The sequence below is a fragment of the Mesomycoplasma ovipneumoniae ATCC 29419 genome, from assembly GCF_028885435.1.
Classification (GTDB): Bacteria; Bacillota_I; Bacilli_A; order Mycoplasmatales; family Metamycoplasmataceae; genus Mesomycoplasma; species Mesomycoplasma ovipneumoniae.
Window position 1 is genome coordinate 662,278 of record NZ_CP118522.1, and the last position, 21,819, is coordinate 684,096.

Annotated in this window: 13 protein-coding genes; 9 read left to right on the forward strand and 4 right to left on the reverse strand. The window is 28.4% G+C overall.

Annotated elements, in window-relative coordinates; all coding sequences use genetic code 4:
* The first annotated feature begins 99 nt into the window (after window positions 1-99).
* Window positions 100-1,875 (forward strand): Mhp366/Mhp367 family surface (lipo)protein, encoded by a 1,776-nt coding sequence (locus tag PWA39_RS02410; protein WP_081311163.1) that lies wholly within the window; start codon window positions 100-102, stop codon window positions 1,873-1,875.
* Window positions 1,876-2,575: 700 nt separating this feature from the next.
* Here PWA39_RS02410 and hinT read toward each other — a convergent pair.
* The 3 genes from hinT to PWA39_RS02425 are packed head-to-tail and all read right to left on the reverse strand — an operon-like array spanning window position 2,576 to window position 6,661.
* Window positions 2,576-2,911, reverse strand: a complete 336-nt coding sequence (gene hinT, locus PWA39_RS02415) for a histidine triad protein HinT (RefSeq protein WP_044283894.1) — start codon at window positions 2,909-2,911, stop codon at window positions 2,576-2,578.
* A 24-nt stretch (window positions 2,912-2,935) separates the two neighbouring features.
* A complete protein-coding gene (locus PWA39_RS02420; protein WP_069099284.1) occupies window positions 2,936-4,537 on the reverse strand; it encodes a HinT-interacting membrane complex lipoprotein P60 in 1,602 nt (533 codons plus the stop codon).
* Window positions 4,538-4,552: 15 nt separating this feature from the next.
* On the reverse strand, window positions 4,553-6,661 hold the full coding sequence (locus PWA39_RS02425) for a HinT-interacting membrane complex protein P80 (RefSeq protein ID WP_069099283.1): 2,109 nt from the start codon (window positions 6,659-6,661) through the stop codon (window positions 4,553-4,555).
* 158 nt (window positions 6,662-6,819) lie between these two features.
* Here PWA39_RS02425 and PWA39_RS02430 point away from each other — a divergent pair, with 158 nt between their 5' ends.
* The 3 genes from PWA39_RS02430 to PWA39_RS02440 are packed head-to-tail and all read left to right on the forward strand — an operon-like array spanning window position 6,820 to window position 10,126.
* Window positions 6,820-8,163 carry an HAD-IIB family hydrolase gene (locus PWA39_RS02430; RefSeq protein WP_069099282.1) on the forward strand — a complete coding sequence of 448 codons (1,344 nt, stop codon included), beginning with the start codon at window positions 6,820-6,822 and terminating at the stop codon, window positions 8,161-8,163.
* Window positions 8,164-8,183: 20 nt separating this feature from the next.
* Window positions 8,184-9,149: a DnaD domain-containing protein gene (locus PWA39_RS02435; protein ID WP_069099281.1), complete on the forward strand. Its 966-nt coding sequence runs from the start codon at window positions 8,184-8,186 to the stop codon at window positions 9,147-9,149.
* 14 nt (window positions 9,150-9,163) lie between these two features.
* The gene (locus PWA39_RS02440) at window positions 9,164-10,126 is read left to right on the forward strand and encodes a hypothetical protein (protein WP_081311134.1); all 963 of its coding nucleotides are present in this window, start codon (window positions 9,164-9,166) and stop codon (window positions 10,124-10,126) included.
* Between the two features lie 787 nt (window positions 10,127-10,913).
* On the opposite strand, the gene pepF is transcribed toward PWA39_RS02440, so the two are convergent.
* Entirely contained in the window at window positions 10,914-12,737 is a 1,824-nt protein-coding gene (gene pepF / locus PWA39_RS02445) for an oligoendopeptidase F (protein ID WP_069099654.1), read from the reverse strand.
* 176 nt (window positions 12,738-12,913) lie between these two features.
* Between pepF and PWA39_RS02450 the strand changes: the two genes are divergently transcribed.
* From PWA39_RS02450 to PWA39_RS02470, 5 genes are all read left to right on the forward strand, one after another.
* On the forward strand, window positions 12,914-15,028 hold the full coding sequence (locus tag PWA39_RS02450; protein ID WP_069099653.1) for a putative immunoglobulin-blocking virulence protein: 2,115 nt from the start codon (window positions 12,914-12,916) through the stop codon (window positions 15,026-15,028).
* Window positions 15,012-17,477: an Ig-specific serine endopeptidase MIP gene (mip, locus tag PWA39_RS02455; RefSeq protein ID WP_075949639.1), complete on the forward strand. Its 2,466-nt coding sequence runs from the start codon at window positions 15,012-15,014 to the stop codon at window positions 17,475-17,477. Before PWA39_RS02450 ends, mip begins: the two co-directional genes overlap by 17 nt.
* A gap of 1,524 nt (window positions 17,478-19,001) precedes the next feature.
* Window positions 19,002-19,994, forward strand: a complete 993-nt coding sequence (locus PWA39_RS02460; protein ID WP_069099652.1) for a hypothetical protein — start codon at window positions 19,002-19,004, stop codon at window positions 19,992-19,994.
* A 22-nt stretch (window positions 19,995-20,016) separates the two neighbouring features.
* Entirely contained in the window at window positions 20,017-21,345 is a 1,329-nt protein-coding gene (locus PWA39_RS02465) for a hypothetical protein (RefSeq protein ID WP_069099651.1), read from the forward strand.
* The gene (locus PWA39_RS02470; RefSeq protein WP_069099650.1) at window positions 21,335-21,709 is read left to right on the forward strand and encodes a hypothetical protein; all 375 of its coding nucleotides are present in this window, start codon (window positions 21,335-21,337) and stop codon (window positions 21,707-21,709) included. The genes PWA39_RS02465 and PWA39_RS02470 overlap by 11 nt, the downstream gene beginning before the upstream one ends.
* Window positions 21,710-21,819 lie beyond the last annotated feature (110 nt).

The window sequence follows — 21,819 nt, forward strand, 5'->3', positions numbered from 1 at the left end:
AATATTTAAAAATTATATTGTATAATTTACAAAATCAAAGCAATTTTTTCAATTTAAATCTAAAAAATTGCTGATTTATAACTAATAGAGAGATATATTATGAAAAACTTATCAAAATATCTGTTTTATTTAGGTTTTCTAAGTCCTTTTGCAGTTATAAGTTGCACTTCGCAAATTCAGTTTGTAAAAAATAATCCGCCCAAAGTTGGAAATAATTTGCCAGAAGTTGAAACTACTCCGCCCAAAGTTGGAAATAATTCGCCAGAAATTGAAACTAATCCGCCCAAAGTTGAAACTACTCCGCCCGAAATTCAAACTACTCCGCCCAAAGTTGAAGATAATTTACCAAAAGTTGAAACTAAACCACCCGAAATTCAAACTAATCCACCCAAAGTTGAAACTACTCCGCCCGAAATTCAAACTACTCCGCCCAAAGTTGAAACTAATGAAGATAAGAAAAAACAGCCAGAAAAAATTGATTCATTAAAGCCGGATTCTAAAATAACAACTGACACGGAAGTTAAAACTGAAACCGGAAATGATATTGAATCAGTCGGACAAAATCAACCTGTTTTTGATTTTGTTCAAGTAAACAATAAATCAATTCGCAATTTCCGCACAGATTTATTATCAAATCTTACAGAAAATGATTTTAAAGCCTCAAACAATCAAGTTTCAAATTATAGCCGCTATTTTCTTAGAAATTGGGAAAATGTTGTTAAAAAAGAAAACCAGAACACCTTTCTTGGGCAGAAAAATGATAATTTAAAAGTTTATTTGCTTAATAAAATGAATCCAAATTTAGTTGCTAGTATTGCGGCTAAACAAAATCATTTTGCTTATTTTAACCGCCCCGCTTTAGGAAATTATTATAATTTACCTTGATTTGGGTTTAATTCTGATAGTCTTGAGCAAAAAAGATTTTCCAATATTTTTACAAGAAACATGCGTTTTGCGTCTGGGACAGGCATTTTTTTAAATGCAAATGCCGAAAAAGCAGCTTTTTTGACTAATGCTCACGTTATTCATGTAGGAAATAGCAAAATACCTTTTTGAAAATTAATGAATAAAAAGGTTGGCCAAAATCAACTAAATGCAAAACTAATTAAATTTTTACAATATTATGATGATTTTAAGATAAAAGAACTGGATAATCGCATTTTATTTCGCCTTTTTGAACAAGAAGAAAAAATAAAAAAAGGAGTACCTAACTTACCATTTAGTTTCCAAAATAATGCAGAAATTAATCAATATATGGAGGATTTGTATCAAAATTATTTCGAACTGGCTGAATGAGACAATTACGACTTTGACATTGCAGTTTTTTATTTTAATTATTCAAAATTTATAAACGATGTTGATAAACTTATAAAATTTTTTAGCGACCACCAACAAAATTTTATAAATTCAACTCACTCGCTTAATAATGGGAAATTCCAAAATTTTATCAAGGATTTTGCTGAATTTAAAAAATATTGACAAAAAATTTCAAAATTTCCACCGTTGAAAATTTCAGACCGGATTTGAGAGGATGGTGATTTTGACTATACAACAAAAATAGGGATGTTTTGGGCAAATAATTTATTTTCAAAAAATGTTTTTAAAGGTATAAATTTCCGCCGAGATGCTAATGACCCTCGTTTAGTTGCCGCTAATTTTTTTGCAACAAACGGACCTGGAGCTTCAGGAAGTGGAATTTTTAATGCAGATGGCAGCCTTGCTTTTATTAATCGTTCAATTTTAACTGTAAATGGCAATGTTCATTCGCTTTTTTATGATCAATTCGGGCTGACATCCCACTTAACTTCCGGAATTGCCTTAAGAGCAAGAAATTATAATTTAGTTGAAAGAATTTTGAAACTTTACGTAAAATAAAATTCAGCTTTTTTTAGATTTATTTCAACCCCGAGTTTCCTAGCTTGATGGCAAAAATTCACTTTTTATTGAAAATAAATAGGTAAAAATACGGTAAATCTGTGTGTTTTTACCTAAAATCTTAATTTTTATAGTTTAAATTTAACCTTTTGAAAAAAAATAAAAAAAAATGCTTGGTCTAAAATAAAATTATGTTATAATAATCTCACTAAGAATAATTAATAAATTTTAATATAGAATTAAGGAGGAATTAGTTATGTTTTTGTCATAAAAAATCAGAAAATGCGAATTTTCCGTTATGTTTTTAAATATAATGGAATGCCTTAAATTTAACCGTTTAGAAATCTATAAATTTATGGCTTTTAATTATGGCTCTTTCAAAACTTCATATATTTTTTAGGCTCAATGTAAGTAAAAACGAGTTTTCTATTTACATTGAGTTTAAATAGTAGTTGTATTTTTTTATGATTTTTGTTGTTTAGTCCATAAATTGATTTTTCCAGTGTTTTAAAATAGGTAATTAACTTTTGCCAAAAAGTTAAAAAAGTGTCCCAAACACTTTTTTTAAGATTATCTCGATAAACTGGGAAACTAGGGAAGAGCAAAAAATTATAGTTTAGTTGAAATAATTTTGAAAGTTTATGTAAAATAAAATTCCGCTTTTTTGAGATTTAATTCAAAAAAGGGGAATTAGTTATTACTATTCTTCTTTTTTATAAAAGGGAATAATGTGAATGTGTGTATGAAAAATTGTTTGTTTTGCATCTTTTTCGTTATTAACTTGAAGTCTAAAACCAGTTGCGCCAAGTTGTTTAACTTGCTCTAATGCTAATTTTCTTGCAATTTTTATTAAATAAGTAAGATCTTCATCGGAAATGTGAAATAAATTTCGTGAATATTTTTTAGGCACAACTAAAAAATGACCAGGTGAAACCGGAAACTTGTCAAAAAAAGCGATAACTTGATCATCTTCAAAAATAATTTTTGCTGGTGATTTTTTTGCAATAATATCTAAAAATAATGTTGTATTTTCCATTTTTCCCCTAAAATTTTCTAATAATTAACTAATTTTTACAATTGGATCCTTAGATTCGATTTTATATCCAATTGATTCAAAAAAGTTTTTAGCATCACGGAAAATTCCGCCTTGATCAGCAAGATATAATGAATAAGCTAGTTTTGTTTTTTGTTCTTGGGTATTTCAAGGTGTATTTTCAAGCGAAAAGTAAACTTGTTTTGTGTTATTTTCTTCAACTATTTTATCATATAGAGGAGCTAATTTGTTATAATATTTGACCGATATTTTTGACAAATCAGAACTAACTGCCGCAATTCCGTTATCAATTTTTGGTAAATTTTGACCTTCAGCATTTATTTGAGGATTATAAAGGACTTTATTTTCATCTCAACTAACATCAACATTGTAATAAAATTTTGAAGAATTTATACTAATTTCGACAAGAACACCAACGGCAAATTTATTAGCATCATTATCTTTTGTCGGAATTACGTTCTTAATTTTATATGATACTCCCGGAATCTGCGCAGGAATTTTGATCTCAAAGTCAGAAATTTGGACTTGATCTTTAGTTTTTTTGCGGTCAAAATTTGGACTTAATTCAACAGGATACATTTTTGCTTGATTAATTAAGTTAAAATTCTGGAAATCTTTAGCTGACCAAAGAAGATTTGAAGCTGGATCTAAAAAACCAGACTTAGTTTGACCTTGAATTCTAAGATCGTTAAATTGGAAGGATAAATCACCTAAAGAAGCATTTTGACGGTATAAAATTCCAGCGTATCCAAGCAATAATGTTGTATCAATATCGTCATTTTTACCAAGTTTTTCAAATTGTTGCTCTTTGCGAGTTAATCTAGAATTAATATTTTCACTACGTAAAAGTGTGTTAAAAGTATTAGTATCTTTAATTTTTAGTTGTGAAAAAGTACTTATACTATTTGGGTCGCTTGATTCAAATTGCCAAACTTGAACCGGATTTTTTGTTAACATTAAGTGAATTAGAAAAAAATCAGGTGAATTTGGATCAATATTTTGAAAAATTTGCCGTGATGTAAAGGATGTTCTTGTTGAAATACCATCTTTGTAAATTTGAGAATCTTTAATCAAATTTGGCTGATCAAGTTGAGTTAAATAAGCCTTAACTAGCAACATTTTATTTATTTCACGGGCAATTCCGGTTGAAAAATTATTGTATAAAACAATAAAAGCTTGATCATTAAAAGTCTTATTATAACCAGCCTGAGGTGATAAAAGTGCAAAATCACTTGCTGAAATTGCATTAGTACTTTGTAATTGGGCAATTAATTTTAAACTATAAGTTGGATCCAAACTAATTTGGTAGTTTTGGTAAAAATCAAAAGCCGCTTTTGCTTGGGTAAAAAATTGCGAATTTGTATTTGTAAATTCACTAGCAAGTGAATTTGAGCCGGTTTTGAAAATATTTTGGGCTAAAATATTTTCAACAAAGGCATTTTCAACAAAATCCTTAACATCATTTGAACTTAGTTTTCGATCTTCATCAAACCTTTCAGACGAATTAACATCAACGGTGCAAGAAACTAAAGCACTAAAAGATGTACCTAAAACTAAGAAAAACGGTAATTTTTTTAAAAATTTGTTTTTTTTGGGGTGATTTTTCACAAATGTTCCTTTCAACTAGCGACTAAATCGAAAAAGACTTTCAAGTTTGTCAATTATCGCCTGGCGCAACTCTTTTGATGGATCGGCTTTCAATTCTCAACGTTCTTTTTGATTATTATATCAAAAATCTGCACTTAAATCATTTAAAGTTGCATTGGAAATATAATCTTGTAACTTTTGGTTAATATTTAAAACTTGAGAAAGAACGTAAAAATTCAAAAAATTTTCAGAAGATTGTAAAACTGAATTTAAAAAGTTGGTTTTTTCTTGCTCAACTGTTGTTTTTTTTGACTCTAAAAGTTGTTTTTGATAATTTGCATCACGAACTAAAAGCGACTGAATAAAATTATTATTCGAAATATCGGCAAAAAGTTGACTCATGTTTATTGTTGAATTTTGTTTTGAGTCAACTTGATTATTAGCACTTAATTGCAATTGGTGCGAAATTATTTTGTTAAATTCTTCAAGACTGCTAATTTTATTTAAACTCAAAACTTTCATCCCTTTTGAATCAAGCACTAATTTCAAATTATCACCTAAATTATAAACTAAATGAGTACGATTATCATTTTCATCTGCGCCAAAAGTTTCTAAAAACGCCCTTCCTGCCTGAGCAAGTTCATTATCAGAAAGCCCTTGAATGTATGAGTGAAGTCGTTGATTCAAACTTCTAATTTCACTAATTGGCTTAGAATTTAGCTCAGAAGGATCAACAAGTAAACTTTGGGCATTTTTAAAGAGCAAATCTTTAAGTTTTTCCATTAAAGTTTTGCTAAAAAGTTTTTGTTTTGGCTCAGCTGAGGTTGAATTTTCTAAAAAAGCAAAAATATAACCAGCTTCATTGTTTGTTAGAGTTTGGCTAAGTGAAGCAATCGGAAGTTGGTCTAAAATTTCAGCACTTTTTTTGTTATTTTCATAATCCAGAGTAGAAAGTAGAATTTTATCTTGATTATTTTGGGTTGGATCAGTAGAATTTCCGCCTTTAAAATTCTCAATTAATTCCAAATTATTGCTAACTTGCTCAGCAAGTGATGATTCAGAACTTGTTTTTAAAACTTTATAAGTTAAAAGTTCTTGGAGAGTTTTTTTATCAACAGTTCATGGTGATTTTGCATCTTTTGCATTTGGTTTTGCATTAATTGAAATTTGCGAAATTTCAAAAAAGTTGAAGTTTCCGGCCAAAGGTGCTTTTGGATCAAAATAAATTTCGTTAATTATTTTAGTCGGATTTACATATTCTTTAATAAAAGAGTTAGTAATAAAAGCAGAAATTTTAGGATCATTTGTCGCTGAGGTCGGATTTGGACTAACAATATTTGGACCAAAGCCGTTTTTGCCAATCTCAATTAAGCCAGCAAATAATTTTTCGCCTTTTTTATAAACTACTTGTCCTTTTTCGTCCTTAATATCATCTTTCAAAATTCGATCTTCAATATCACTTTTAGTAAAATTTTTATTAATTCCCAATTTAAAACGGGCAAAAGCGACATTTTGTGCTGCATTAATTGAAAGCGCTTCAACTGCTTGGTTAATATTAACTGCATTATTAAAACGTGGATCTGAATTTAAATACTTATTGAATTCAGTTTCTCAATTATTAAAGCCAAAAGTGGTTTGGTATCTGCTACGCTCATCGTTAAGAAAATTTCGTTGGGATTGACGTATTTCTTCAAAGGACTGCAATGTAAAGCGGCGGGAATTTCCTTGAGTTTTGTCAGTGTTTGTGTTTTCCCAGGCTGCTTGAAACACTTTGGATGCTTCATATTCTTGATTATATAAAAATTCAATTAAATATTTTTGAGCTTCACGGAGATCATCGCGCTGTTTTGAATTGTCAGATTTAAAAACACTCAATAATTCTTCAACTTTGATATTTTTGTCTGCAATAGGGGACTTAAGAATTACTATATTGGATTTAGGATCGCGAATTTCTAGATTAGTTTTAGAACCACTTGAATAAGACAAAGGAATTCCAACCCCAAGGCCAATTACAGTTAGAAAACCGGCAGTCAAAGTAATTGGAATTCAAACTTTTTTAGCTTTGGCTGGCGCTTTTTCTTGTTGTTTTTTCCTTGAATCTGAATTCAAATTGGCAATCTTTTGAAATATATTTTGCTTTTTCATAAATAAATCCTTAATTTGTACTAAAACTCAAAATTATATTATAATTTAGTAATATTAAAAAACATTTTTTCAACTAGAAAAAACACTTATTAAAATATTATATAATTTTAGCATTTTTTATATAATTTTGCTGAAAATATTGCAAATTTGGTTTAAATATGTTCTATAAAATTGCTTTTATCGATCTTGATGGTACCCTTTTAGACATTGGCAAGGGCAAAAATGCCCAAATTTCAGATACAAATTTGCATTCAGTAAAAAAATTATCTAAAGAATGTAAAATTGTAATTTCAACAGGAAGAAAATTTTCACCTGATATTGTTAATATTGGCAAAAAAATTTCTGCAAATTTTTATGTTTGTCAAAATGGCGCTGAAATTTATGACCAAAATTTAAATTTAATCTTTGAATCCGTCATTAATCAAAAAATTGTAGAACAAATTCTCGCTTTTGCAAAAAAGTGAAATGTTTCAATTTCATTTGATTCAAAAGTTATTTTTTCTCCTTCAAAAAGTTTTTTGTATCTTCTTTCAAAATTTTTTTCAAATTTAGAAGTACAAAACATTAATAAAGTTGACTTACCAAAAAGTGTCAAAAAAATTTTGATTTTTTCACCTAATATTTTTAAAATAAGTAAATTTAGAAAATTTCTTGAGGAATTGTTTTCTGAAAAAATTCAAATTTATACTATTGAAAAGGGATTTGTTCTTGAAATTACTGATTCTAATGCCTCAAAAGGTCAAGCCGCCGTTTTTATCTCAAAAGTTGCTAATATCTCACTAAATTATTCATTTCATATTGGCGATTCTGAAAACGACATTTCAGCAAAAAATGTTGTCCAGACGTTAATTTTGATGAAAAATTCGCCCAGAAAACTAAAAAAACATGCTCATATTATCGGCTATAAAAGGAAATTCGGGGTGGCAAAAGCGCTTGAAAATTTCATTTTCAAGCCAAAATCTATTGCTATAGTTGGGTTTTATGCAAGTGGAAAAACAACTTTTTTGAAGGAAGTTGAAAAATTTGGTTATTCTGTTTTGTATACAGATGAATTTTATTTTAATTGTTTTTTAGAAAATAACCCATGTTTTGAAATAGTTAAAAAGTTTAAACCTGATTTTATTAACAATAACATCCTTGATAAAAATAAACTTCGTGATTTTATGGTTGAAAACCAGCAAAATCGTGATTTTATTGAACAGAAAATCTATCCAATTTTAGAAGAACATTTAAGAAATAATTATTATCATTTTGTCGAAATACCTAATTTATGGACAAAAAACGCCGATTTTCAGGCCTTTTTTTGAAAAACTGTCTGAATTAGAGCTTCAAGGAAACAACTACTTTTAAACATTAAATCCAAAAAGGTCAAAAAAGAAGTTTGAGAAAAAAACCAGGCATTAAATGGCAATAAAATAAGATTTTATAATGTCAAAATCTCAAATTCGAGGTGAAAAAGGCCATCATTTTTCCCAAAATTTTTCACAAAAATTTTTAAATAGGGCTACAATTTCACTTTGCTATGCATTCCTGTTATGTAATTTCAAATTCTGATATTGATCAAAATGATTTAAATAATTTGTTATATTTTTATTTTCCCGTTGTTAAATTTCAAGGTTATCTTTTGTTCCAATATTTTTTAACTATCAAAAACGCAAACGAGCCAATTAACTTTGATTTTTTGGACAAAATTTACAGTATTAACCTTGACAATTTTAATAAAACTCGTGAAATTTTGGAATGTCTAAATTTAATTCAAACCTTTTATGATTCCCAAAAGGAAAAATATTTAATTGAAATAAAAAAACCTTTAAATTCAGAGCAAATTGACAAAAATCCTTATTTAAAACCACTAATCACTGAAAAAATTACTGATAAAAGATATTTAAGCCTGGTATCAAAATTTAAAAATAATTTTGAAAAATTTGACACTAGGCAAATTAAGACTGACAATTTCCATAATCTTTCAAAAAAATTTTATGAAATTTTTGGACAGAATAACCAAAACATTTCAACTATTTTTAATTGTGTTAAAAATACTGACAACAATGAAGCAAAAAAAGAACTAAACTTTGAAAAATACCACTTGTTTTTAACTGGATATTCAATGAAACCTCGACTTCGAAATTCATTATTAAAATATGTCGAAGAAAAAAGTTTTTCTAATTGAGCGATTAATAATGTTATTGAATATTGTTTTAAAGTTGGTAATCAAGTAAAATTTAACTATATTAAAAAGATTCTTGATAGTTTGTGAGATGATCAAATTATTAGTGGCGCAGATGTTGAACTTGAACTTGAAGAGATTTTTAGAACAAAAATAAAAAATAAAAATAAATCTGAAAGTGCAAAAACTAAAAAAATAACTAACATTGAATCAAGTCCTAAAAAAATCTCTAAGCCAAAAAGTTCTAAAAAATCAAAAGTTGAAACACCTGAAATGATAAATGCAATTTCCTGATTTATTGATGAAAATGAAATTAATTAAAAACTAAGTAAAATATGACAGAAATTCGCCCAAAAACTAAAAAAACAACTAGCAGTAATTCCAACAACAAAGAGATAGCAAAATCACTTATTAACGTTTTAGAAAAAATTTTAACTAATGATGATCATGATAGTCCTAAAAATAATGAAGTTATTAAAAATGATAAAAAAGACCTTAAAAATAGTCAAATATTAGCAAATTTAGATAATAAATTTTTAGACTTAACTTATGAATCAGCTCTTAAAAATCCAAAATTCGCCAGTTGAATTAAACAGCTCAAAATTGATAAAAATGAGTATTACGAAAATTTAGACCTTTTTTGGCGCGCAACTGAGTGAGAAAAGTTTCCTAATTACAAATTTGAAATAATAAGGGCACCTGAAACAAGAAAACTTGAAGAAAAATGTGTTTTTCTTTGATCAGAAGATAATAAAAAATGAGCTGAATTTTTACTTTTGCCAGAAATAAGTTTTCCTAAATTTAAAGATTTTGTCAAAATTATGAAACAACTTAATGTTGGGAAATTCGGCGCAATTTTACCTTTATTAGAAAAATTTAAAATTTATTTAAACAAAAACAAAAACAGCGAAACTTTGGTTTACTGAACTAATTGAGATAGTGTTTCACAAACCTTACTTTTGAAATGTTTTACTGTTTTTTTTGCACTTCGAAAAATTAATGTTGGCTACTTTAACTTGTCTGAAATTTGCCAATTTATTACCGAAAACAAGACAAAATTAACACAAAAATTAAAAAATGTTGATGTTCTAATTGTTGAATTAGATATAATTAGTAATTTTACAACTTGATTTTTAGCTGAATTAGAAAAAATTATTGCCGAAAGAATAATCACAAATAAACTTACAATTATAAGTTTTGATTCTGATTTTTATAATAAAAGTGGCAACCAAAAGATTGCTAGCCTTATTAAGTATCACGGAATAAATGGCTTTGACTGACTAAATGAAAACAATTAATTGTTTTTCCTGAGTTTGGCAGTTAGATGCAAAAATTCACTTTTTAGTGAACACAAATGCGCAAAAATGCCCGTAAATCCGTGTTTTTTACCTAAAATCTTAATTTTTATTATTTTAAAATTAAGCTTTTGCAAAAAAAAAAAAAAAAATGCTTGGTCTAAAAAAATTTTCTGTTATAATAAGACTAACTAAGAATAAATTAATAAATTTTAATATTGAATTAAGGGGGAATTATTATGTTTTTGCCATAAAAAAATCAGAAAATGCGAATTATCCATTATATTTTTAAATATGATGGAATGCCTTAAATTTAACCGTTTAGAAATCTATAAATTTAAGGCTTTTGGTTATGGTTCTTTCAAAACTTCATATGTTTTTTTAGGCTCAATTTAAATAAAAACGAGTTTTCTATTTGCATTGAGTTTAAATAGTAGTTGTATTTTTTATGATTTTTGCCAGTGTTTTAAACTAAAAAAGCAGTTTAAAAATTCATAATTTTACTTTTTAAGTTAAAATTATAGCTTTTTTAGTTTGTTTCATTTGATTAATAAATAGATTTTTCTTTGTGAGTGTTAGATTTAAAATTTAGTGCTTTTTTTGCTGTGACAGTTATTTTTCCCGAGTTTGGCAGTTAAAAAGCTTGAAAAGGCGGCTAAAACTGAACCATTTTTAAGGTATCTGATCAAACTGGTAAACTCAGATTAATTATTTTTTTGTTTAAAGAACAAAAAAACATGTGGAAAATTCACATGCTTTTTTAATTTTGGATAAGATATTTAAAATTTGACTAAAAATCGATATTAAATATTTTTTTACCTAGACGAATATACTCATCAATTTGACTTTCAAGAACTGAAAAGGCTTGACGGTACATTCCTGGATCGCTAAGATCAACTCCAGCATTTTTGAGAATTTCGCTTGGTCAATCAGATCCGCCTTTTGAAAGGAAATTTTCGATGTAATTTTTTATTGCTGTTTTTCCTTCTTTTTTGTATTTCTGGAAGAAAACATTAGCAGCAAGATAACCAATTGCATATTTATAAACATAATACCCATAATAATAATGAGGAACAATTACGCTATAAATAAAGGATTTTTCGTCAATTTCATCATCATTTGGTTTGTATTTTTTAATTATTTGTTCGTAAATCTTAACAAAATCATCATATGAACCAGTTAGCTCACCACTGTCCATTTTTTTATATAAAGTAGCCTCATAATCAGCCCAAATAACTTGGCGTTGAACTGTTGAAATAAAGGTTGAAATTTTTTGGAAAACAATATCGAATTTGAGTTTATCATCATCTTGATTTTTCAAAAGATAATCATCAACCATTAATTCGTTAAAGATTGAAGCTATTTCAGCAAGAAAAATTGGGTATGAACTGTTGTGATAATCTTGGTGTAAATCAGAATAATAAGAATGAAGTGAATGCCCTAATTCGTGAGCTAAAGTATGAACTGAATTAATTGTAAAATCAAAGTTCATAAGAATATATTTTTTTTCAAGACCATAAGATCCGCCAATTGAATATGCTCCAGAACGCTTAGAAGGTACGTAGTGATAGTCGATTCAACGATCTGAAAAAGACTTTTTAACAATTTCTACATATTCTTGGCCCATTGGTTCTATAGATTTAAGGACAATTTCTTGGGCATCTTCAACAGAATAATTATCTTTAATTTCAACAAGCGGAACTAAACGGTCTCAATGATTCATTTTTGTTCCAAATTTTGCTTTATAAAATTGTTTTTGGGCATGAAAAAATTTATCAAATATTGGAAATGCAGCGGCGACATTACTAAATAAGTTTTGTAAATTATCTTCTAAAAACCGATCAGAAGACAAGCAAGCTTGAATTAATGAAGGATAATTTCTTGTCTTTGCATCAACTGAGGCAGATTTAATATGTTGATAAAATAAATTTGCAAAAGTATTTTTATGTTCCAAATAAGCTGAATAATAATTTTGATAGGCTAATTGACGAACATGAGGACTTCCGGTTTTTAAATAATTAAAATAATTTGTCGAATTAAGCGGTAATTTATCACCTTTTTCATCAATAATATCAGCAAATTTAGTTTCTGAATTTGAAAGAATTGAAAAAATTTTATAAACTGAAACTTCACCAAAAGATGTTTTTGTAAGATATTCTTCAACTTGATCATCAAGTTTGTGTTTTTTATTATCAAGTCGATAATTTAAATCTTTTAAATAAGGTTTTACGCGCTCATCATTTATTCAGCTGCGAATTTTTTCTTCATTTTTGTAAAAAATAACATCAAGCGAACCTAATTTAGACTCAAATTCTGACATTAAGAAAGAAAATTTTTCATTAAGTTGGCTAAAAACAGGGCTAACAACATTTGTGCTTATGTTGTTTGAAATGTAATTATAAATTTTGTTATATTTAATTCCAAAGTCTTCTTCAAGTTTTTTAAAATGAAGAAAATTTTCAACATTATCAAATTGTTGGTCCTTCATTTGAATTAATTTTTGCGAAATTTGGACTATTTCGGCAAAATTCTCCTCAATTGTTTTGCCTTCAAGTAAGACTTCTAGATCAAAACGGTGCTTTTCGGGAATTTCTGAGTATTTTTTAAATTGCATTTCTTCTCCTTTGCTTTTGTAAAATTTCGCCCTTAACTTCAAATATTACATATATATAATATAATTTAAGGAAAAATTAATTTTAGAATATAATTGTACCTTATTTTTTCAAAATTCCAATCCTAAAAAATAAAAAAATGTTATAATTAACTAAAAGATACACTTGGAGGGTGACAATGATTTTTTTGACCAAAAGAGGCAAAATTGTTCTCTTGACTGCCACGCCTATAATAATTATTCCGGTTGCTAGCGCTCTTAATCAATATTTAACATCGCTAAATTTTCCGGCTTTTGAAAACACATATTCAAACTCAAGTCCATCAACAATTGCCAAAAACGAAATCGATAAAGATCTAAAATTCAATTCTCCAGTTACAAATGCAATTTTTAAGCAAAAAGAAGAAAATAAACCTAATCAAGTACAGAAAATTGAAGATACAAAACAGCCAATTATAATAAAAAATCCCGAAAAAGTTGAACAGAAAAAGCCAGAAATCGCCGCTCCACAACAAGCACCAACTTTAAAACCAAAATTTGCACCTCAAAGTGCAACTTCAGGTCCAAATTTAATAGTTGGTACTGAGTTAAGTCGGCTCACTCAACTTGCCTTACAACGAAAAGCATCAGGATTTAGCGCAGAAATTAAAAAACTCGAATCTCGTATTGCTAATATCGATGCCCAAGTAAAAGAAATAAATCGCTATTATGACGAAGAATATAATAGAAATAATGGTGATGATGCCCCTGGTTCACGAAGAAGTTGAGAAGAAGGACGTCGACTTAGTTTGTACTCCTGTGAGCCATCAATTGATTGCCCAGCAATTCGCCTTGATCAAAATAAAGCCGAATTAGAGCGTCTAAGACGCGAAGCAGCTAACCCAAAACCCTTAACCGCCGAGGAAATTAATCTTATAAAACAAGGTTTATTGCCTGATCCAGACAATCCTTATGCTTGAGGTTATGATGATGAGGCTAAAAATCCAACGCTAAATCGGCTAAAAGCTGAAAATCTTAGCCGAGTTTTTAACACTCCAGGTTATTATTCTCGTGTTTCAAGTTCAATTTCAAGCCTTGAATACACCGGTTGGACAAAATCTGATGTTTCAAATGAATTTTCAAACATTTTTTCTGAAAACGGTGTCTCAGGTAATTCAATCAAAATTTACCAATACACCCCAAATGAACAAAATGAAGACCGTGCTAATCGAAGTCCAATAAAAGCAATTGTTCTAAATGCCGATGATGCTAATGCTTTTGATAAATTTCAAAAAATTATGAACCAGGCAATCAAGCAAGACAATAAAATCCAAGCTGTTGTTCTTCAAAATGTCGGTTCCCTTAATTCATTGCAAAATATTGATCCAATTCTAAAAGCAATTCCTTCTTCAGTTATTAAGTTGACTTTATTTTTAAATAATCCAGCGGCAACTCGCGGACTAAGAGGACTTGAAAATGTCAAATTAAAAGAATTAGAACTCTATTCAGATTCAAATGCGGTCTCACAACATTGATCAATTAATCCAAATGCATTGAAAAACGTTGATTTTATTAGTTTTGACTATCAAAATCAGTTTAACGTTACAAAAAATTCGGGCGAAAAACTACCTTCTTCAATAATTTTTAACACACTTCGGTTTGACAAAGGCGATGATGTTGCTAAAATTAACGAAGGTCTTGAAATTGTTTTTAATTCCAAAATTAACCAACGTGTTTTTCAAGGTAATTTTGGCGGCAAAGGTGGTTGACCGACTTTTTTAGATTTTTCCGATACTAACATCAAAACTCTAAAAGGAATTTGGTTTGATGAACTTAACCGTGTTTATAATATAAATGTCGAAAACTGACCTGAACCTTTTGCAAAAGAAAATTTTAAAGGCAATCGAACCCTAAAATTCAAGCGAATGATTTTTCAGCCCGACATTGTTGGCGGCTCAGATGCTTATGTTGTTGATATTTCTGATTTTGATGGCGCCCAATTTAGCCAGCGGTTAGCTTTTGGCGATCCACCGCCGCCGCCAACTGAAATTCAATTTAAGCGAAATGGTCAGGAAATTTACGGAATTCCGCTTTATTTAAAAGGTCAAAATCTAACTGGAGATGCAAAAAGCCAACTTGAGTCTTTTATTAGAGCGGCAAATGCTAATGGCCAAAGACGAATTACCCAAATTTATGTCGAAAGTGATGGACTAAAATCCCAACTTGGCGGTCAAATTGGAAATGTTTTAATTCAAACTAAAATTGCTAACCAAAACAGTCAACAAGGAGGAGATAGCGATGAAATTGAGGTCTAAAATTCTATTTTTATTACCCAGCATTTTACCAATTATTGCTATTTCGTGTGCTAATACTGATTCTAATTTAAAAAGCATTAGTGATGTTGAAAAATCTTTAACTGATCTAAAAAATAAATTCGACTCTTCGCAAAATAGTAGTTCAGAAAACCTAAATAATTTACTTACAAAAATTAACGATGAAATTCAGAATTTAAAAAAAATTTTAAATTCTGACAAACTAGGTAAATTCAACCAAGAATCAGAAAAAATCCTATCAAAACTAAGCACTTTTTCTGATAATGACTTGCAAAATCAAGAAAAAAATGCGGAATTTCAAAAGACTTTTTCCGAGCTTGTTAGTTTAGTTCAAAATCAAAAAGACACTCCAAAACCGCAAAATCCAAGTCCAATTCCTAATCCAAATCCAAGTCCAATTCCTAATCCAAATCCAGGTGCAAATCCAAACCCAGGTCAAAATCCAAATCATCCTCGGCCTGAGCCAGTTTCGCCTGAAAAAATTTCAACTTTAACGCCACAAGGTCAAACTTTTTCGATCTGAAGAGATAACAAACGTATTGTTGAAGACCAATATAAATACGATGACCCTAAAAAAGAGCTAGAATACCATCGAAGTTTAAACAATATTTCTAGTCAAGGTGGATTTACTACCGCAAGTGTTTTACAACCTCGTCCTGAAAGTTTCAATCTTCCAAGTTCATCTGTCCTTGAAAAATTAAACCAACAGGCAAAGAATGCTAATCAGCCTTACTATCAAAATGCTCAATTACGTGGATTTTCTTTGCCTGAAATTGGGACTGATGGTCAAATCAAAGGTATTTTAATTAATAATTTTGTACAACCTCCAGCAGTTCCGGCTTATTGAGGCCAGGAAAAGCGAACCGGTGGATCAAATCGCAACGGTTTACCGAGAGTTTTACCAAATGATACTTATCGAAAAATAGCGAAAAACTCGTTTTCTTTTGGAATAAGAAACGGTAAACAACGTGATCCTAATGACAATATTGAAAATCCTGATGCAACAAAACGTGTAGTTCGTTCAGATATGTCTTTTGGAACAGCGGCAATTCTTGACTTTGAAAAAACAGAAAATGGATCTTATCCTCTAAAGTGATTTTTCATAACAAATGCTCACGTTGCCGGAAGTTTACGACTTGCAAACGACGTGCCGACTGACAAAACTCAAGTCTGAGGCCGTGATGAGTCAAATTATAGTGAAGAATTTCGCCAATATAACACTTGAACAATTACTCTGAGAAAACTAAAAAATACAACTCCAGTTCATTCAAAATTGCCAACATCAATTGGCGAAGGATTCGAGACTTATTATGACAGCGAAGAAGTTCGCGTTAAGGAATTAGAAGGAAACTTATATAATAACGGTCGGGATGGCCAATATGAACGTGACTCCCTACTTGTCAACGAAACGCCAAAAAAACCTTTAAATGTGCGTACAATTGTAATTGGAACAAACGCGCTAAAGTCTTCACCAAAAGACTTTTCTTCACAAAAGGTGTACCAAAATATTGAAGAAGTTCTTGATTTTGCCGTTGTTGAAGTTAATTTTGACAATGAAACTCAAGCAAAAAAAATGACTCAAGACTATTATGAAGCCGCCCAGCAACAAAATCATTATCAAGGCCGTGAAGAAAACTTCCTTGATCCTAAAGTTTATGAAAAAATTCCGCCAACTGATTTTTACGGCTTTGGTTGACCTTCAACACAAAATGAAAGCCAAAGAACGCTTGATCGTCATGAAAATCCGACTGATTTTGCCAATAGACGTTTTCAAGTCTCACCTTGATTTAATAAAGATGTAGCTCTTTTTCGTAATAATAACCCTGATGACAAGCGTTGAAAAGGTGGCGGCGAATTTGCCTGAACTCGCTCATACCGTTCTTTTGTAAATCTGCCCGGAATTACTGACTATTTTATTACAAATCCAACACTAACAAGTTCATATTTTAAAATTCAGCACGCACCTAATGAAAAAGGTGATGTTTCAAGCCCTTATTTGATTTCAGGTCAAGGCTTTTTAATTGATAATTTTGCCTCTGGTGGTGGAGTTAGTGGAACTTCAATTCGCGATGGCAATGAAAAAGTTTACGGACTCCAATTTGCTTCTGATAATGCTGCCTCAGCGGCTTTTGTTCTGGCTTTACGTTCTTATGGATATGACTATAAAGGTTATTATGGAAAATATAATTTACCTTCTTATGATATAATTTATGGTTCAAAAAACCAATTTAAATCCTATTTTGATGCAATGTTACAACTTTATGGCGATAAATCTGACAAAAAATTAAAAACTAACTTATTCCCAGATGGCTTTAGCGAATCAACACGAAAAGATGTTTTTGCTTCAAAGTCTAATGTTATTAATTTGCCAGAAGAAATTCAAAAACGCACATATTCACGGGTTGTTTCAAAAATTGAAGAGGGCAGCTAAGTTTTTAAACTAAAAATTTTATCATTATAAATTAGGTTGAAAAAATTAGAAACTACCCTTTTATCAACATTTTGATTGTTAGTTTTGTTGTTTTTTTATTTTGTCCAATTTAGAAAATTCGGACAAATAATTTAACTCATATAAAATTTGGACTTTTACATAATAAGGACTCTAATTCATGAGTTATTATATTATTATAAATAAACTTATTTTTTAATAAGGAATATTTAATTTTCAAATTTTTTACCTTCAATATTAATCATCCGTGTTGCAAAAAAATTTAAAAAATTCAATAGCATTGACCACTGGCATTTTCTTTCTTTGAAGTGCAACAAATTCTAGTGCTATTTTTGATTTTTTTATTTTGTTATTGTTCTTATTAGTGTTTTAAGCTTCAAGAACTTTTGCGATATCAATTCTGTATCTTTTGAGAACATTTGGCATTATTCTTGATAAATTCTACGGTCATTTTCTGAACGAACGTTAATTGTTTATTTCTTTTTTTGGTTTACACAGATATTTGTTTTCCCGATTAATTGGTTATCACACTTTTTACCCATTTTATAAGGTTTTTTTGTCAATTTCTTATCAAATTACTGTCGCATACATGTCTAAATTTGTCTAAATTCTTCTGTAAATGTAAAATTTCGCTTTTAAAACCTTTGAATTCAACAATTTTGATATATGTAATTTGTCTCGTTTGAATTGTTTATTTTGACAAGCATTTTAAATGCACTTGATATTAATATGCTAATTTAGATTTTGCTAGTTTTTTATTTTTTTAGTTTTATACAATATTTTTTTTCATTATTTTAAAAAAATTTGCAATTATAAATATTTTTATCTTGAATTCGCTTTATTTATTATTTTTTGCGCTTTATGCAGTCCTTCTCAAGTTTAACACTTTTACAAGGGATGTGGTTTAAATATTACTGATTCAGAGTTTTATGAAAATTTTTTTTGTTCTTCAATATAATTTAAAATATATTATAAAAAATTTCAAATTTGTATAAAAAGTAACTAATTTAAAAATTAAAAATTTTTTTACTAATGTTGTTTTTTTTGAATCATTAAATTTTAATTAATACTTGTTAATTAAGATGTATTAATATGGATTATTTCACTTATTTTGGTTCAAATTTTTTGGAAATTAAGCTAGTAATAAGGATATTTTAAAATTAATCTTGTTTAAAACTAGGATTTAATAATTGATGCAGAATTGCATGTATGTTTAACTTTTGCATTAAATTTTAGTATTTATTTTAGCATTTTATTTTACTTGATGCTGTTTTTTATAACATATTAACCTAATCAAAATTGATAAAATAATTTTGTGGATCCAATGAGTTAATAAACTTAATCAATTGCTTTGTTATAGTTTTAATAATATTTTTTAAAAAAAAATTTAATCAAAAAAATAGTTGAATTTAGATTATTAATTTTGTTTATATATGCTATAATCTTTTTAGGTTTCAATTTAAACCTAAATTCAATTTAAACCTAAAACAATTTTTCGGAGATAAAATGCATATACATTTAGATTTAGAAAATGGTTACGGAAATTACCCATATCATCAAAGCTCTAATTACTATTCAAATGGATGAAATAGAAAGCCTAGCAGAAGTGAAGTTTCTGATTTTATAAACGAACTAATGAATGAGGCTAAAAAGACTGCAAAAACATTTGATAAAAACATGATTCTTTCAGTCTTAAGTGATCTTGATTCAAAAAATATAGAAACTGGTTTTAATACTCACGCACGATATACAAGTGATTTTAATAGTGCTTTCCATAATTATTTAGAAAATAATCAAACCTCAAACTTAGACAAATATGTGCTTGAGTCTGATTGAGAGAATTTATCTTACTGACTTAGAACATTTGTTGAGAATGTTTTATCATACAAATATCATTTATCGATAATATCAAGTATTATTTCTACAGTTCTTGGGTATTTGAGTGGAAGTTTGTTTATCGATGCTACTGTTAATTTTCTTTTTGGTTCCGCCATTGCCAACAATCCTTTATATGTTTTGGGAATATCTAAAATTATAGATATATCCAAAATCAAAACGCCAATGGTAGAAATTAAGGAAGCATTAAACAAAAGAGGTGTAGCCGATAAAATTGTGAAAAAATTGTCGTCTAGGTTTTCTTGGGCTAAATCGATTAATCCTGCTAAAATTGGGAATATGTTTCTGTTGTTTACAACTATTTTCACTTCAGCAGAATCCGCCCAATATCAAGATAGTTATGGTAATCTTGATTATTTTGTGGAAAAAGCAAGAAAATTAATAGATGAGAAACATTCTATTGGTAAATTAGTGCTATTATTGAAGATGATCAATCACAAGGTATATGATGTTCCCTGATATCGTTTTTTAGAACCAAGTGTTTGGTTTTTGCTCGGCGGAACCAAAAAACTTTCTTCATTAGTAGAAGAAGTCTATAAACGTTCTAATGATAAATATGTAAAAGCAATTTATGAAAAATATTTAAATCGTACATATTATTAATGTTTAATAAAAATGGTGTTTCATGAATATATCTAAGCATTCAATAATTTTAAATAATTATGTTAAATTTTCAAACTCTCATTTTATTAGAAAGGGCCAAAAAGGACAGCAAATTCTTACACTTTTAATAATTTCATTGGTTTTTCTTATCATTTTTGCAATTGGGGCTAGCTTACTTTGAAACAAAAATATATGATGAGTAGGTCCTGCAGCATTTTGGCCCTTACCTTTTGTTTGAGTTTATTTTGTTTTAGGTCTTTTTCTTAGGAAAAAATTTGTTGATTATTTTGATAATAATTCCATTGCTAAATCTATAAAATTTTTAAAATTATTTTTAATAAGTCGCTTGAGTTTTGGACTTTTGTATAAATTAAGAGATGAAAATTTTGACAAATATTATAAAAAAGCCAATGAATTAGCAAACATTGACCCCTCAATTGTTTTTTATGGCTCATTTGCCGAAAGTTTGACTTTTTTAAAATCTCGTGAAATTAACGATATAGATTTTTGCTCAAGTTCTAATTTACGTTATGATTTAGGGATTAAAAAAACAATAATTCTTGATGATAAACAAATCATTGACCCTTATATTTATAAAAAAAACGATGAATCAACTAAATGTGAAGGACTTAGTTTTATTTTTGTACCAAAAAAATATCAAACAACTGTTGAAAATTTAACAATAACTTCGCCAGTTTACCAAATTGCAAATAAAATTAGCAGATTAGTATTACTTCCAAGTATCATGAATTTAAGTGAAAATTATAAAATTAAATTCAAAAATACTATAGATGATTTAAAAGAAATTTCCAAATTTAATTTACCTTTTACAAAGGCTAAACTTTCTCAATGCTATTTTGATTCAATTTTACAAAAAAGCCAATATATTTGTGTTTTAAATCAAGATAAAATATTGAATAATATTCAAAAAATTGATTTGAATTTACTTATTGAAAATTTCACTGAAAACATCGAGTTAACCTTGGAAAATCCGTTCTCAAACTATGGAAAACCTTTCAAAATTTCAGTTTTGGAACTAATAAAAGAATTTGAGAATGACACTAAAATTAAAAATTTACGTCTTGCATTTGATAATGATTTTCATAAATTTTTTAACGATATAATTTTGCCCGATCCTCATTATAAATCTGACTCACCTTTGCTCGAATTTAGTTCAAAAGACGAGTTTAATGCTTTCAACGAAAAGCTCGAAATAAGCAATTTATCATTAAATTACTTAAGTCCAAATTTAGTATTTTCATACAAAAATGATCATAGCATTGATATTAGACATATTTTTGCAATTTTTATTGCTAAGAAATTTAAGGAATTAGAAGAAAATGAAAAATAATGATAAAAAAATTTCTTATTATAAAAAAACATTTTCCTTATATTATAAATCAACAACTCCCTTTACATACATAATTTTTCGCTGATTTATTTTAGCAATATTTGTGGGATTAATAGCGGCTGGAATTTTATTTTGGAATGTTTATGACCTTCCGGTTCCGCCATATATTTTTGTTTTTATTCCCGTTTGCATTTTAGTAGTGCCTTTGTTTTTAAAAACATTATTAAATTCTGTTTATTTTTTTGTTAGTCCAAAAATTCTTGGCAAACTATTAGAAAAAAATTGGTTTTTGTGGCTAAGTTTAAAATTAATGACAAAATCTTGGGAAAATATGGCAGATATTTTATTAGACCACGTTGACTAAAAATTTTTTAAATACTGAGTTTGACAGTTTGATGGCAAAAATTCACTTTTTATTTAATACAAATATGCAAAAAACCCGTAAATTGGGTTTTCCTAAATAGAAGATAAAAA